The sequence below is a fragment of the Microcoleus sp. A006_D1 genome, assembly GCF_036702805.1.
Taxonomy (GTDB): Bacteria; Cyanobacteriota; Cyanobacteriia; order Cyanobacteriales; family Microcoleaceae; genus Microcoleus.
Window position 1 is genome coordinate 278,025 of sequence record NZ_JAUBVZ010000004.1, and the last position, 14,043, is coordinate 292,067.

Here is a 14,043-nt window from a genome sequence, read left to right on the forward strand (position 1 = left end):
TGCTCTGAGCAGCGTCCCAATTATTTTTGCAAGATGTCTATTGCTTGGGAGTTTCGCAAGGCTACCCAACCTTCGCGGTTTTTAAATGAGGCATAGGCTGTCAATAACTTGTCTGTTGGTGATGTTTGAATGTATCCTCTCCAAGCTGCGAATTCGTAGGCAGCGCCAAACAAGTTAACTAAGTCTGGGCGCGGAAATCCTGACATGGCAAAACCTCGCACTACATTTTCTTGGTTGAGAATAGCAATACATTTTACATTATTTTCTGGGTCTCCTACCCAGCCAATTACTCTCGCTGCTTGAGGTGCGAGTTTGGTAACAGTATCAAAATATCCTGGTACTCCGTCTTTGGGTGCTGAGAGTAAGTTGGGATCGATTTTTGTGTCTAATGCTGCACAGAAATTGTGTTGTTTGATGTCTCGATTGAATGGTACTAAGTTGTTGGTTTTTAAGGCATCGATTAACCCGATAAATGCGGCCGGTTTGTTGCCTACTCTCTCTTTAATTAGGGTGATGTCGGTGATGCCTAATTGCAGCGATAGGGCGACTAGCGGTTGATAGGTGGCTCTGCGGGCGATCGCCATTGCAGTTTCGCCACCCACCCCGTACATTAAAATCACGGCCGCTGTCACGACTGCAAACAGCGGTGTCAGCCAACGCCCTTGGATTCTCGGGGTCGGCTGCAACTCCCCTACCGCCAGCACTGTGAGGATAATTGTACTCATCCAAAACAACGCTGGGAGTGTGGCGTAACGGGAAGCGGTGGCCTGTTCGACTCCAAATCCCGATCGACTCACAGCGGCCATTAACGCCGTTTGCAGGGTGTACAATTGGATGGACAGCCAAGGCAGCCAATTTGGGCGATCTACTTTTTTTACAAATAGCCAATAACCGACAAAACCCGTTACAGCCATCAAACCAATTATCCCAATAATTGACGCAATGATAATATTTTCGCTAAAAATCCCACCGAGATAAATGGGAATATATTCCAGAGTTTTCAGCGGATTAATTTTTGTTAAAGAAGGGTGATTGGATGGAGTTTTATAAGTCACAAAATAAATACCAATCACCGCAACCGAAGCAGCGAAATACAAATAAGTTATCCGCCGAGGAAACCGCAGCACAACCGCAGCAGCACACAAAATCGGCCACAAAGCCAAAGGAGTGCTGTAACTAATACAGCCTAAAATACCAAACACAATACTACCAATTACCCAACCATTGCGTAGGGGCGGTGCCCCCATGCCCGCCCCAGATGTACCCAGAAAAGTCACATAAGATTGCAAACAAAATATCGAACAAATCACAAATAAATTAGCAATTATCCAGTGAACACCACTGAATCCCCGCATCCAGTTATGCGCCGCCGCCGGAGTAAAATTAAAAATAGAAATGCACAGGATTACTGAGATAAATTGCAGCGGAAAACGCCTCAAAGTCAACGGTAGCAAAGCAATTAATACCTGGCACTGAATCCAAGCCAAAAACCAGGCAACTAAGCACAAACCAATATTTGAACCTTGGGTGACAACAATATTCAAGGCATAGATAATCGCCGGAATAAAGACAAAATGCTCGTTCGCCCGAAATATCCAATTAAAAGGATTGGTTGAGAAACCATCTACAGAATAAAAATTCCAGGTCATCCACCAATAATCAAAATTAGATAAGTCTCCCGCTTGCGATATCAGGTACAAGATATAGGAGGCTGGTATGAGAATGCCGAGCACTGATGCGGCAATTAAAACATATTGTTGTTTGACTTTCATGAATTAGTAAACACAAATAATTTTTATTCGTAGGGGCGGGTTTAGCCGATAAACCTTGCATATAACAGACAATTTCTGAACAAAACCCGCCCTCATATTTCCTCAATTTTTCATTTCAATTCTCTCACCAGCATTTGTCTGAGCCCTTGCCGCCAGTGGGGAGGATACGTGCCCAGAAGTGCTGATATTTTCACAGTAGAGAGGACAGAAAAAGCGGGACGTTTTGCGGGTGTTGGATATTCAGCAGTCGTGATAGGAATTACGCGCTGAACTTTCAGGGGAAAGCCGAGTTGTGCTGCTTCTTCAAAAATGGCGATCGCAAAATCGTACCAACTACAAACACCGCTGTTAGTATACTGGTAAGTCCCAAAACTTTCTAGGTCAAGCAGAGGAATGATTTGGGCAGTCGCCGTAGCCAAATCGCCCGTCCACGTAGGACTTCCGATCTGATCTGCTACTACCCGAATTTCTTCCCTTTCCTTGCCCAACCTCAGCATAGTTTTGACAAAGTTACCTTTGCCACCGTTGCCGTAAACCCAGGCAGTTCTAATAATAATGTGCCGATTTCCAGCTTGCCGAATTGCTTCCTCGCCTGCTAATTTCGACTTGCCGTAAGTTCCCAGCGGATTCGTAGAATCTGTTTCCAGATAAGCAGAACTTTTGCTGCCGTCAAATACATAATCCGTGGAAAAGTGAATCAAACTCGCTCCCAGTTTTTCGCATTCTTCTGCTATAATTCCCGGTGCAATGCCGTTGACTGCGTGTGCTAATTCTGCATCGCTTTCGGCTTTGTCTACCGCAGTGTAAGCACCGGAATTGATGACTAAATCCGGTTGAATGTCAGCCATTGCTTGACGGATGGTTTCGGGTTGGGATAAATCGACGCGAGTGCGATCGACTGAAATGACCTCTCCCACAGATAATAAGATGGGCTGCAATTCTTGAGCTAGCTGTCCGCTGCCGCCTGCGAGTAAAATTTTCATTATTAAAACACTTGAGCTGTTTTCAACGTTTGTCCGGCTTGGTCTTTGGGTGATAAAATTGGTTCGGCACCATCTAGCGGCCAGGCGATCGCCAAATCGGGGTCATTCCACAGGATACACCGCTCGTGTGCCGGTGCATAGTATTCTGTAGTTTTGTACAAAACCTCAGCAATCTCTGATACTACTAAAAAACCGTGAGCAAATCCCGCCGGCACCCAAAATTGCCGCTTATTTTCTGCACTCAGCAAACAGCCCACCCACTGTCCAAAAGTCGGCGAACTTTTTCTAATATCCACCGCTACGTCAAATATTTCGCCCGCAACTACCCGCAGCAATTTGCCTTGAGGCTGCTGCATTTGGTAGTGCAAACCGCGCAGCACATTTTTAGACGACTTGGAATGATTGTCTTGAACAAATTCTGCCGTCACGCCTGTTTTTTCAACAAAAGCTTGGTGATTGAAACTCTCAAAAAAGAAACCGCGATCGTCTCCAAAAATTTTCGGCTCAATTATCAGAACTTCGGGTATTTCGGTAGATATAACGTTCATAGCTTACTGTGACAGTGATAGACTCATACTTAGTCAAGGCTATTTTACTATGAAAACTGACACATATCTCAAAAAGTTGTACGCCAACCGCTTTGATTCCCGACAAATGCAAGCCAAGGTGGCACTCTGGAAAGTTTTGATAGACGAGTTTTTACAAGATTATGTTCCTCCAGAATCAGCGGTTTTAGATATTGGCGGCGGCTACTGCGAGTTTATCAATCAAATTCTGGCGAAAAAAAAATGTTTGATTGACCTAAATCCCGATTCAAAGTTATTTGCTAATGCTGATGTCAAGGTACTGAATCTTGATGTGCTTAACTTGGAGAGTCACACATCTTTCACCGAACAGTTCGATCGCATTTTTATCTCAAACTTTTTTGAACATCTCCGCAACAAAGAGGAACTTGTAGAAATTATCTCGTTTTGCTTTGATGCGCTGAAACCTAGCGGTTCCCTTTTGGTAATTCAGCCTAATTTTAAATACTCTTACAAGGAATACTACGATTTTATCGACCATCAATTACCGATTACGCACTTATCGCTGCAAGAGCTTTTACAAACTGTGGGGTTTAAAATTGATGTAATGATACCGAGATTTTTACCGTTTTCGACCAAAGGTAGACCTGCCTCGCCCTTGCTGTTAAAGGTTTACTTGAAGTTGCCTTTTTTGTGGCGGTTTTTGGGCGGGCAAATGTTTGTTAAGGGATCGAAGTTATAAGACTTGAGGCAGATATTGTCGGCTTTTTCAAGTTCTGTTTGGTAACAACAATAGATAAAAGGCGATCGATTAACTGTTTCTCAGATACTTGCTCAAGAATTCTAACTGGTTTTGCATCTCCTCAGCAGTTTTGGTAGAAACCAATCCTAAAATAGCTCGTAGCTGCTCGCCAATTGAACAATCTTGGGATAGCAAAGCGATTCCTGCGTGGTTTTTACCCTCCATCAAAAAATCTGTATGTAACTGACAGAAATCAGAAATATTATGACTGTATATTACTCGATTTTGGGATGCTGCTAAATTCAGTTGCTCTTCATCGAGTCGCCCTTCTGTTTTCGTTTCCTGAACGGTAATTAAATCAACATTTCTCGCTCGCAATGACTGGATTAAACCTCGATCCATCGAGTCTTCATCGATATACAAACGAATCGTGCTCATGGTTGATTTTGAATATTTTGTTCTGATAACATTTCTAGGCGTTTTGCCTCAGCAGCTTGGGCTGCTAAGTCGGCTTCTATCTCTGGTTTGTTGGCATGGTAGTATGCTAATGCGGTATAAACTTCGGCCAAACTCAGATGTGGAATGCGATCGGCAATTTCCTCTGCATTCTGTCCTCGTTTGTACAAAAATACAATGCGTCTGACAGTAACACCTTTACCGGCAATGTGAGGAGTTCCGCCGTGCAAACCCGGTGTACGAGCAATTAAGGTACTGATATCAATAGCAGTAGTTGACATGATTTATGGTAGTATTAATTGTGAACTCTTGGCAGGAAAGATGCTCTCGTAGTTAATTATATCACAGCCAAGTGCAACCGATCCTTTATTTAAAATTTTTGTCCTAACTTAGTAGATAGAAAAAGGTCGATCGCCCTTGTACCTGTCACTTCCAAGTGTTATCATAAAACTACTACCAATTTAAACATCATGGTCAAGCGAAAAATTTTACAAGAAGGTCGAGAATACAGCTTTCCTTCGTACTTTGAATTACCTTATGAAACCGACGAAATTTTAGCAGAATTTGATTACTCGCTAGTTAAAGCTGAGTTATCTCTGCCGCATACGTCTAGAGAACTAGGAGAAATAGACTCTCTTAAACAAAGAATTAGAGCAACTTTGCCTTTTCTCAGTCTCAGCAGCGAAACAGCTAGAAGAGAATCTTTGGTAGCGCCTGTTTTGCTGGACATCGTTCGATATTGCCAATGTCAACTCCGATTTGAATATACTCTCAACGTTAATAGCTGGTTAAAAGGAAATTTAGGTTATCTCGTGCAATCAAATCAAGAATTGCTGGTTATTGAAGCCAAGAATGACGATATGACTAGAGGATTTACTCAACTTGCTGTAGAATTAATTGCGATGTCCCACGTTGAAGAGCCCAATACATTTTACGGGGCGGTGACAATGGGAAATGTCTGGCAATTTGGTAGGTTAGATCGAAGTCAGCAGACGATTTTTCAAGATGTTAATTTGTTTAGAGTGCCTGACGATTTAGAAGATTTAATTAAGGTAATGGTGGGAATTTTAGAGGGTGTGGAAATTTAGGTCGATCGCCCGCATCTAATCAACCAAATTTGTAGGGGCGGGTTCACCAACAATCTCTAATGAAAACCATCAATCTATAAAACCCGCCCCCACCCAACAGACAATCAAAATGTACGGTAAATTGATTGGTAAAATGTTGATGTATATCGTGGTGGGGATGGGGCGGGTTTATGAGATTATTTGTAGGTTTCATAGATTGTTGGTGAACCCGCCCCTACCGAAATTAGGTAGAAACTTAGGCAGAAACCGGGTTTTTTCCCACAATATCCGCCGAAGTCTTAAATCTGTGAAAAACCCGGTTTCTTTAGTATGATATCGCATCTCTACAAATCGTCGTCGCACACCGCCCCTAAAGCTTTCAGCGTAGCTTTCTCAGCCTCCGTCAAACCCATAACACCCGTGATATTCATGCCCTCATAAGGTCTGTCTATCAAAGTTTTTAAGCACTCGCCCGTATTGGTATTCCAAAGCTTAATTGTCTCATCATGGCTGCTACTGAGGATATAATTTTCTTTACTAAAGACAACTGAACTCACAGCATTAGTATGACCCTGTAAAACTTTCAGACATTCTCCTGTGTGGGCATCCCATAGTCTTACAATTTTGTCATCACCACCGCTGGCGATTGTATTACCTTCAGGACTAAAAGCAACTGCTAATATTGCATCAGTATGCCCTTGCAAGATTTTCAAGCATTTGCCTGTGTCAACATCCCAAATCCTTACTGTTTTGTCATCACCAGCGCTAGCAATAGTTTTTCCTTGGGAGGAAAAAGCAACTGAATATACTCGATTTTTATGCCCTTGCAAAGTTTTTAAGCATTCACCTGTATTAACATTCCATATTCTCACTGTTTGATCGGCACTGCTACTTGCAACTATCTTTCCATCAGGAGAGAAAGCAACAAACCATATTCTATTGGTGTGTCCTCGTAAGGTTTTCAAGCACTTACCTGTATTAATATCCCATAGCTTAACTGTTTCATCGTCACTGCCACTAGCAAGTATCTTTCCATCCGGACTAAAAGTAACTGAAATTACCTCATCGGTATGTCCTTGCAAAGTATTAAGAAACTTGCCAGTACGAATATTCCACAGCCTCAGTTCAAAACTCACACTGGCAAGTTTTTCACCATCTGGACTCAAGGCAACTGAGTGAACCCAATTTGTATGCCCTTGTAAAACTTTGATGCGTTCACCAGCTTCGATATCCCACAACTTTACCATTTTATCACCACCACCACTGGCAACTACACGACCAGAAGAATTCAAAGCTATTGAACATACCCTATTTGTACACCCTTGTACTGTATTAAGGCATTCGTTGGTGATGACATCCCAGATTTTAATTGTTCCGTCATGGCTACCACTAGCAAGTATTTTACTATCTGGACTAAATCTAACTGAATAAACTCGATTACTATGTCCTGGCAATGCTTTGCAGGGTTCATCACTGTGGATATTCCAGATTCTAATTATCGTGTCACTACCACAGCTAGCAAGTATGTTTCCGTCTAAACTAAAAACGACTGACCATACCGCATTTGTATGCCCATGTAATGTTTTGAGGCATTCACCCGTTTTGATATCCCAGAGTTTCACTGTTGAGTCGTAGCTACCACTGGCAAGGATTTTTCCATCTGGACTAAAGGCGACTGTAAGTACCGAATTGCTGTGTTCCTGTAAAGTTAAGAGACATTTACCTGTATTGACATCCCAGAGTTTCACAGTTGAGTCATAACTACCACTAGCAAGTATGTTTCCGTCTGGACTGAAAGCAACTGAATATACCCAACTGTTGTGACCTTGAAAAATTTTGAAGCATTCACCAGTATGGATATTCCATAGCTTTATTTCAGAACTACCAGTGGCAAGCATTTTTCCATCTGGACTAAATGTGACTGAACGCACCCAGTCAGTATATCCCTGAAAGATGAGGCATTTATAATTTTGCAAATCCCATACCCTTACTGTTTTATCGTAACTACCACTGGCAAGCATCTTCCCATCTGGACTGAAAGCAACTGAATACACCCAACTTGTATGTCCTTGAAGTGTTAGAACTTCTCTTCCGCTTGGAGTTTCCCAGAAACGAACCATGCCATCGCTATCGCCTGTAACTAAAAGATTATCATTAGGACTAAATGCTACTGACGAAACTTTACCCAAAACTTTAGTAAAAGCAGAATCATTTAAATTCGCCTCAGCAAAATTCACACGGCGCAAACTAGCATCAGAAAAATCAGCACCTTTAATCACAGCCCGCGATAAATCTCTTCCTTCCAAAGCAGCATTATCAACCTTCACCAATACCGTCGCGGCATTTCCACCGATATAACCAACTTCCTCCTCATTTGTGCCTTTAGTCGCTTCCAGAATTTCCAATAGTCGAGATTTTACCTCACCAACAAACCCGGTTTTTGAAAGCATCGGCACTAGCAAATCCATCACCGCTTTCGTCAAAACTTCCCGCCCAAAACTGTTACGAATCCGCGCTAAACTTTCACCAACAAAACCCTTCAAAGCAGGAATCGGCACAAGTTCACCTGCATTATCCACCTGACGGCGAAAATACCCAGACCAAGTATAATCCACAGACTCAACAGAACTATCCAAATACAATTGTGCCTGGGACAACTCCGTAAAATCAGCAGGCAAAACCCCCAACTCAGCCGCCAACTTATACGCTACAAAAAACTCCAAAAGCGAGCGATGTGCCGGAGAATAATCGCCCTCAGCATTGCGAATTAGCATCGTTTGACCCATCATGTCATAATGCCAGTGGTCTAAATTCTTTTCTTCTTGAACCACAGCACCGAACAAGCGGCGAATCCTGTCGGGAAACAGCCGATAATTCAAACTCATCTGGTCATTTGAGAGCATTTCCCAGGACAGTTCGCACAGGAAAAATAGTTTATCTGCCAGCGATGTAAACGTCCTTTCTGCCTTAATATCCCGTTCCATCTTCCGGCGCACCGCATACAGATACACCCGCGACATATCCACAGGTTTACCAGCTTGAATATCCGGCAATGCTTCTAATATCAATTCCGCCATCACTGGCCTGCGCGCCAAATCCAACAACTGCGGATTGTTCATCACCTGAGTCACAGTTTCGGCATCGGCTTGGTGAGACAATACCTGACGGATTTGGTCATCGTTAAATGCTGCCAATTCTAATACTTCAAACTGTGGCGTTTCTCCGCTGAGATTGGCAGTCGAGGCTTTTAATTCCGCATTCAATAAAGCCCGTCCTTCCTTGGCTTCGGGAAAGTGTTCTGTGCGACAGGTTAAGATGACTTTCGCACCGGGGGCAATCACTTTTGCTAGTTCCCAGAAGTTGTTAATCATTTGTTGCCGATCGCACTTCGCGGCCATTTCATCAAATCCGTCAAAAATCAACAGCAACTTACCCATCCGATTCAGTTGATCGAACACCTCACTATTCAGACGAATATTGTGCTGAGTAAAAAAGAAACCCGCCAAAACATTCTCCACATTCAGCGCCTTCGCATAGTCGCGCAAAGTAATAATCAAAGGCAACCGAGGCCGTTGAGTTCCTCTGTCCTTTGCCTGTTGATATCGCTGCAAAGCCGTCCAAGCGTAGTGAAAAGCAAACCAAGTTTTCCCGTCCCGAATTCGCCCAAAACTGAAATATGTTCCTTCACCGGATCGTCCATCCACAAGTCGATATAACCGTCAATCCAGCCATCTTCTTCGCCGTAATAACTAGCATCAATTTGTCGCTTATTAACGGAGTCTAACTCAGCTTTTGTACAACCGAGAGGCACGTATTTGCCATCAATTTGCCTGCGATTAACTTCGTTTTTTAACCATTGGATATAACTGCTAAAATCAGCATCAACATCAATCAGTTCGTCAAACGTATAACAATCGAGATGCCGATTTTCTGGTTTGTCAACCTCATTTCGGGCTGCTTTGGCAATCCGCCGCGCCGTCACCAGCCAACCCTCATCGGTTTTTTGCGTTGCTACCGACTGTCGCAGCGCTGCAACGTCTTGAATTCCCGCTTCTCCGGCGATGCCGCGAATCAAAATGCGATCGAATCTGCCCCGCCTCACCGGAATTTGAATAATCCATTCAAAATAATTATCTTCCCAAACCTGGTATGGCTCAAAATCGTAGCCCAATATTTCAAACCAACCGCGCATTTGCTGCGCCAAGGCAAACCCTTGGGATTTCGCTGCGGTTTCGGTTGCTGCTGGTAAAGCCGGATTATTTTCAACAGCCAGCCGCGCCATTTCGGTGCGAATTCCTTCTAAAGTTGGGAGTCGATCGAGTCTTTCTTGAACTGCTATAATTTGTTTGTGTACTGAATCAATCTGATGATTGGTATAAGCTTCTTTGGGATTGCGGGTACGCTTAGTGACTGCGAGAAAAACTGCTGAAAAAGCAGCAAACTCGCGCCGAATGTCAATCCCTAAATCTTTTATTTCATCTCCAAAAGCATAGGTATCAAGAAATCTTTCTCCTCCTTCGATCAAAATAGCGGGAGAATTGCGATCGAATGCTTGGCGAAATGCTTGTTTAATTTCTTCTTCCCGGAACAGTTGTAATATTGGCTTGGGTTTGCCAACGCCGTATTCTACTAATGTATAAACGTAAACGCTGCTGAAGTCTGGTAGCGGGTGTTCGGGGTTGAGGTTGAATTTTTTGAGTAGTTTGATGACTGTTTCGCTGCGATCGAGCTTATCTTTAATTAAAGGCTGGGCGATGCTGGTAATTGCGCCGATAATTACGTCGAGATTTGGTATAATCATGCTGGGATTTTGAGGTGGTTGGTGGGATGAGAAGAGATGAGAAGAGATGAGACGGCGGTTGAAACCGCGTTGACACAAACGAAGACGGCGGTTGAAACCGCGCCTACACAAACAATGTCCGCCTCTGCGGACTGAAGAAAATAAGATAATTTTCACCGATCGCTCTTTAACCCGCGCACCATCCGGGTTTTGCCTGTATAGACGCGGTTTCAACCGCCCGGTATTCTAATAACATCAGCATCCTCACATTAGTTTCCGCAACTCCTGTTCAAGCGAAGTGCGATCCTCTGCGAGGGCTTTGCTAACGCACTTCACTGCTGTGTATTCTGTTTTGCCTCGGTTTGCTGCTGTTGATGTTCTTGCAAAGCTTTGTCGATCGCCTTCCCAACAATCCATGAAACAGAACGTTCTTCAGAAGTAGCCCACTCCTCAAGAGCCTCCTTTTTTTCCTTTGTTACGTACACAGCTATCAACTCAAGCTTGCGCTTCCCGCCCATTAGGTTTTTCTCTTTTACATCTATTCACATTTTACCTTCTATATTTTCTTATGCTATTTGCTATAGTTTGCTATCGTATGCTAATATAGCAATGTTAACAAAAACCAAACCCCCGCCGTTTCAGACTCCAATCAAGACGCGGCAGGGGTTTGGGCTCCCACAATCAGGAGATAACTCTATGATACCAACACCAAAGTCCGTTCCCGAACTACTGCGGGAAGAAATTCCAGACGCGCCCGCCGACAAAAAACCCGTCCGCTTGCTGCTGTGCGGCACTCCCAAAGGCGTTAACTGGATCGTAGACATCCTGCACATCTTGGGTTTCGCCAAGATTGATGAGTGGAGTCCGCCTCTTCCCTCGCCGATTAGCGGTGAAATTATGCGGATTTTGACTCGCTATTTTGCTGAGTAGACGTTGAGGTCGTTAGCAAAGCCCTCGCAGAGGATCGCACTTTTGTTGAAATTTTGTCGATAAGTGCGATCGGCTGTCTGCAAATTTTCATCTTCTAAGCCTTCTAAAATTGCTATAATAAACATAGATACATATTGGAAGTTTTAACATTATGGTCAAGCGAAAGATTTTAGAAGAAGGTCGAGAATACAGCTTTCGTTCATACTTTGAATTACCTTACGAAACAGATGAAATTTTGGCAGAATTTGATTACTCATTCATCAAGCAACGGCTATCTTTGCCAACAACAACTAAACACTTAAATAGACTAATACAGCTTAAAGAAACAATAGAAGATATCCTTCCTCTGGTTAGCCTCAGCAGCGAAATGGCTAGAAGAGAATCATTAGTATCGCCAGTTTTGCTAGACATCATTCGATACTGCCAATGTCAACTCAAATTTGAATATACTCTCAACGTTAGTAGCTGGCTAAAAGGAAAATTAGACTATCTCGTGCAATCAAATCAAGATTTGCTAGTCATTGAAGCCAAAAACGACGATATGACTAGAGGATTTACTCAACTAGCTGTAGAGTTAATTGCTATGTCACACGTTGAAGAGCAAAATATACTTTACGGTGCGGTGACAATGGGAGATGTATGGCGATTTGGCAAGTTAGATCGAAGTCAGCAGACGATTTTTCAAGATGTCAATTTGTTTAGAGTGCCTGACGATTTAGAAGATTTAATTAAGGTAATGGTGGGAATTTTAGACGGTGTGGAAATATAATGATATTAATTTCAAAAAGGAAACGGCAGTGCCGTGTCCCTACCGCAGAATAAATGGTTTTATTACCAAATTGCACAAAACATCTGCGGTGCAAAAAATTCCTACAAAATCGAACTCAACACCACCTCATTAGCCGCAATCCAATCATAAATATCCTGCAAAGCCGCCTCCGGCCCAATCATAGGCCGCCATCCTGTTTTCTCCATCACCCTAGAAGAATCAGTAATAAAAATCGGAATATCCCCCGCCCGTTCCTCTAAAACCGGATGAATCGGAATAGATTTACCCACAATCTTGCGGCACAAATCAGTTGTTTCAACTAAAGAAAGACTGTTTTTCAAACCGCCACCGACATTGAAAACTTCGCCGTCAAATTCAGCAAAATGTTCTAACTGATAATTAACTAATGTCAGCAAATCTTCAACGTGCAGCAAATCCCTAACTTGCTTCCCGCTGCCGCCAAAACCGATATAACTTAGCGGCTTTTCAAAATAGTGAGCCGCCACCCACAAACCGCAAACTCCCTGATCGACTTTACCCATTTGCCAAGCACCTGTAATTAACCCGCAGCGGTTAATAATTGCCTGCACGTTGTATGCTTCCCTGTATTCTTCAATCAGTAATTCGGAAGCTAATTTAGTGGCTCCGTAAAGCGAACGGTGTCCTTTTAACGGGAAGTCTTCTGATATGCCCAACTCGGATATACCGGGTAATGTTTGCTCTGGGCCGATCGCAAATCTCTCATCCAACTCCAACAGCTTAACAGATTTGACACTGGCGATCGGATAAACCCGACTCGTAGACAAAAACAGCAAACTCGCACCAGTCTGTCTCGCCAACTCCAAAACATTCACAGTACCCAATAAATTGGTCTGCAAAACGTACTGAGGCGAACTAAAACCAGCCAGCACAGAAGGCTCCGCAGCGCAATCTATAATGCAATCAGCATTGAGTGCAACTGGATCTAAATCAGCCGCTGTGCGAATATCCCCGTAAACAAACTGAATCCCGCAACTTTTAAGCCTCGGAATATTCAATTCTGAGCCCCGGCGGCGCAGGTTATCCAAACAAATTATTTGCCATTCCGGGTGTAGTTTCTTCAGGCCAATTGCCAAACAACTGCCGATGAAACCCGCACCGCCCACAATTAAAATTTTTTCAATCATTAACTAAATTTCTTCTCAAATTATCTCTTAGTCCGCAGAGGCGGACTTCGTATGTGTAGGATAGGTTTCAACCGCTGTCATCTTGACTTTTGCAACAAATCTAATTTTAACTCATTCATATTTCTAGTCCGGTGGTAGTCGCCGCGAGAGAGATGTTTTTCGAGCCAGACATACAAGACAATAAATAAATACCGGCTTCCCATTTCTTTAATTTTCAGCTTAGAAATACCAGCAGTCCGATTGTACCACCTCAGAGGAATCACCGCATAAGAAAAACCCCGGATAATTGCTTTCAAAGGCAGTTCCACAGTCAAATTAAAATGATGGCTCAAAATCGGCTGCACGCCTTCAATTACTTCTCTGCGGTAGAGTTTAAAAGCATTGGTAACATCGCTGTACCGCAAGCCGAAAATACTTTTGACAAACCAGTTTGCTAAGCGGTTAATTGCTAACTTGTGAATTGGATAATCAACTACAAAGCCGCCTTTGATAAATCGCGAACCGAAAACGCAATCATATCCTTCTTGCAATTTGCGGTATCCTGCTACTAAATCGATCGGATCGTCGGAAGCATCCGCCATCACAATTGCCGCAGCATCGCCGTCAAATTCCGCTAAACCCCGGCGCACGGCAAATCCGAAACCGTTGGGAGGTTGATTGTTGATGTATCTAACTGTGCCAAAAGTCTCTGACAATTCCTGGCAAATGTCCAGGGTTTTATCGGTGCTATTGTCATTCACAATCAAAATTTCGTGCGGAATCCCTTCTAAATCGAGCGTCTGGGCGATCGCCCGCACAGTACCATACAAACAGCCCTCCTCGTTGTGGGCTGGTATTATCACCGAAATTTTCAC

The 14,043-nt window shown here is 43.3% G+C and carries 15 protein-coding genes; 4 read left to right on the plus strand and 11 right to left on the minus strand.

Translation table 11 applies throughout. The features are described from left to right. Positions 1-20: 20 nt before the first annotated feature. The 3 genes from QUB68_RS09550 to rfbC form a co-directional block, all read right to left on the minus strand. Complete coding sequence (locus QUB68_RS09550) at positions 21-1,772, minus strand: hypothetical protein (protein WP_332991623.1); 1,752 nt, start codon at positions 1,770-1,772, stop codon at positions 21-23. A gap of 110 nt (positions 1,773-1,882) precedes the next feature. Then, positions 1,883-2,755 (minus strand): dTDP-4-dehydrorhamnose reductase, encoded by an 873-nt coding sequence (gene rfbD / locus QUB68_RS09555; RefSeq protein WP_332991624.1) that lies wholly within the window; start codon positions 2,753-2,755, stop codon positions 1,883-1,885. A 2-nt stretch (positions 2,756-2,757) separates the two neighbouring features. After that, entirely contained in the window at positions 2,758-3,303 is a 546-nt protein-coding gene (gene rfbC / locus QUB68_RS09560; RefSeq protein WP_332991625.1) for a dTDP-4-dehydrorhamnose 3,5-epimerase, read from the minus strand. Between the two features lie 49 nt (positions 3,304-3,352). On the opposite strand from rfbC, the gene QUB68_RS09565 reads away from it, so the two are divergent. Further along, positions 3,353-4,021, plus strand: a complete 669-nt coding sequence (locus QUB68_RS09565) for a class I SAM-dependent methyltransferase (protein ID WP_332991626.1) — start codon at positions 3,353-3,355, stop codon at positions 4,019-4,021. Between the two features lie 69 nt (positions 4,022-4,090). On the opposite strand, the gene QUB68_RS09570 is transcribed toward QUB68_RS09565, so the two are convergent. Together QUB68_RS09570 and QUB68_RS09575 are read right to left on the minus strand one after the other, a co-directional pair. Further along, positions 4,091-4,459, minus strand: a complete 369-nt coding sequence (locus QUB68_RS09570) for a DUF5615 family PIN-like protein (RefSeq protein WP_332991628.1) — start codon at positions 4,457-4,459, stop codon at positions 4,091-4,093. Continuing rightward, on the minus strand, positions 4,456-4,758 hold the full coding sequence (locus QUB68_RS09575; protein WP_332991630.1) for a DUF433 domain-containing protein: 303 nt from the start codon (positions 4,756-4,758) through the stop codon (positions 4,456-4,458). Before QUB68_RS09575 ends, QUB68_RS09570 begins: the two co-directional genes overlap by 4 nt. Positions 4,759-4,947: 189 nt before the next feature. Here QUB68_RS09575 and QUB68_RS09580 point away from each other — a divergent pair, with 189 nt between their 5' ends. After that, positions 4,948-5,565, plus strand: a complete 618-nt coding sequence (locus QUB68_RS09580; RefSeq protein ID WP_332991633.1) for a hypothetical protein — start codon at positions 4,948-4,950, stop codon at positions 5,563-5,565. Between the two features lie 323 nt (positions 5,566-5,888). Here the strand turns inward: QUB68_RS09580 and QUB68_RS09585 are convergent, their stop codons facing one another. The 3 genes from QUB68_RS09585 to QUB68_RS09595 form a co-directional block, all read right to left on the minus strand. After that, positions 5,889-9,203: an eIF2A-related protein gene (locus QUB68_RS09585; protein ID WP_442923067.1), complete on the minus strand. Its 3,315-nt coding sequence runs from the start codon at positions 9,201-9,203 to the stop codon at positions 5,889-5,891. Next, positions 9,098-10,345 (minus strand): restriction endonuclease, encoded by a 1,248-nt coding sequence (locus tag QUB68_RS09590; protein WP_332991635.1) that lies wholly within the window; start codon positions 10,343-10,345, stop codon positions 9,098-9,100. Before QUB68_RS09590 ends, QUB68_RS09585 begins: the two co-directional genes overlap by 106 nt. A gap of 311 nt (positions 10,346-10,656) precedes the next feature. After that, entirely contained in the window at positions 10,657-10,809 is a 153-nt protein-coding gene (locus tag QUB68_RS09595) for a ribbon-helix-helix domain-containing protein (RefSeq protein WP_332991637.1), read from the minus strand. Between the two features lie 211 nt (positions 10,810-11,020). Between QUB68_RS09595 and QUB68_RS09600 the strand changes: the two genes are divergently transcribed. Beyond that, positions 11,021-11,254 (plus strand): hypothetical protein, encoded by a 234-nt coding sequence (locus QUB68_RS09600; RefSeq protein WP_332991639.1) that lies wholly within the window; start codon positions 11,021-11,023, stop codon positions 11,252-11,254. On the opposite strand, the gene QUB68_RS09605 is transcribed toward QUB68_RS09600, so the two are convergent. Continuing rightward, entirely contained in the window at positions 11,239-11,379 is a 141-nt protein-coding gene (locus QUB68_RS09605; RefSeq protein ID WP_332991641.1) for a hypothetical protein, read from the minus strand. The genes QUB68_RS09600 and QUB68_RS09605 overlap by 16 nt on opposite strands. 26 nt (positions 11,380-11,405) lie before the next feature. On the opposite strand from QUB68_RS09605, the gene QUB68_RS09610 reads away from it, so the two are divergent. Then, positions 11,406-12,023: a hypothetical protein gene (locus QUB68_RS09610; RefSeq protein ID WP_332991642.1), complete on the plus strand. Its 618-nt coding sequence runs from the start codon at positions 11,406-11,408 to the stop codon at positions 12,021-12,023. A gap of 101 nt (positions 12,024-12,124) precedes the next feature. Here QUB68_RS09610 and QUB68_RS09615 read toward each other — a convergent pair whose 3' ends face one another. Together QUB68_RS09615 and QUB68_RS09620 are read right to left on the minus strand one after the other, a co-directional pair. Then, a complete protein-coding gene (locus tag QUB68_RS09615; RefSeq protein WP_332991644.1) occupies positions 12,125-13,189 on the minus strand; it encodes an NAD-dependent epimerase/dehydratase family protein in 1,065 nt (354 codons plus the stop codon). Positions 13,190-13,266: 77 nt separating this feature from the next. After that, entirely contained in the window at positions 13,267-14,043 is a 777-nt protein-coding gene (locus QUB68_RS09620; RefSeq protein ID WP_332991646.1) for a glycosyltransferase family 2 protein, read from the minus strand.

Coding starts and splice junctions, on each gene's coding strand:
- rfbD (WP_332991624.1), bottom strand. CDS start 2,755: ATGAAAATTTTACTCGCAGGCGGCAGCGGACAGCTAGCTCAAGAATTG.
- QUB68_RS09605 (WP_332991641.1), bottom strand. CDS start 11,379: ATGTTTATTATAGCAATTTTAGAAGGCTTAGAAGATGAAAATTTGCAG.
- QUB68_RS09590 (WP_332991635.1), bottom strand. CDS start 10,345: ATGATTATACCAAATCTCGACGTAATTATCGGCGCAATTACCAGCATC.
- QUB68_RS09615 (WP_332991644.1), bottom strand. CDS start 13,189: ATGATTGAAAAAATTTTAATTGTGGGCGGTGCGGGTTTCATCGGCAGT.
- QUB68_RS09575 (WP_332991630.1), bottom strand. CDS start 4,758: ATGTCAACTACTGCTATTGATATCAGTACCTTAATTGCTCGTACACCG.
- rfbC (WP_332991625.1), bottom strand. CDS start 3,303: ATGAACGTTATATCTACCGAAATACCCGAAGTTCTGATAATTGAGCCG.
- QUB68_RS09610 (WP_332991642.1), top strand. CDS start 11,406: ATGGTCAAGCGAAAGATTTTAGAAGAAGGTCGAGAATACAGCTTTCGT.
- QUB68_RS09550 (WP_332991623.1), bottom strand. CDS start 1,772: ATGAAAGTCAAACAACAATATGTTTTAATTGCCGCATCAGTGCTCGGC.
- QUB68_RS09600 (WP_332991639.1), top strand. CDS start 11,021: ATGATACCAACACCAAAGTCCGTTCCCGAACTACTGCGGGAAGAAATT.
- QUB68_RS09570 (WP_332991628.1), bottom strand. CDS start 4,459: ATGAGCACGATTCGTTTGTATATCGATGAAGACTCGATGGATCGAGGT.
- QUB68_RS09565 (WP_332991626.1), top strand. CDS start 3,353: ATGAAAACTGACACATATCTCAAAAAGTTGTACGCCAACCGCTTTGAT.
- QUB68_RS09580 (WP_332991633.1), top strand. CDS start 4,948: ATGGTCAAGCGAAAAATTTTACAAGAAGGTCGAGAATACAGCTTTCCT.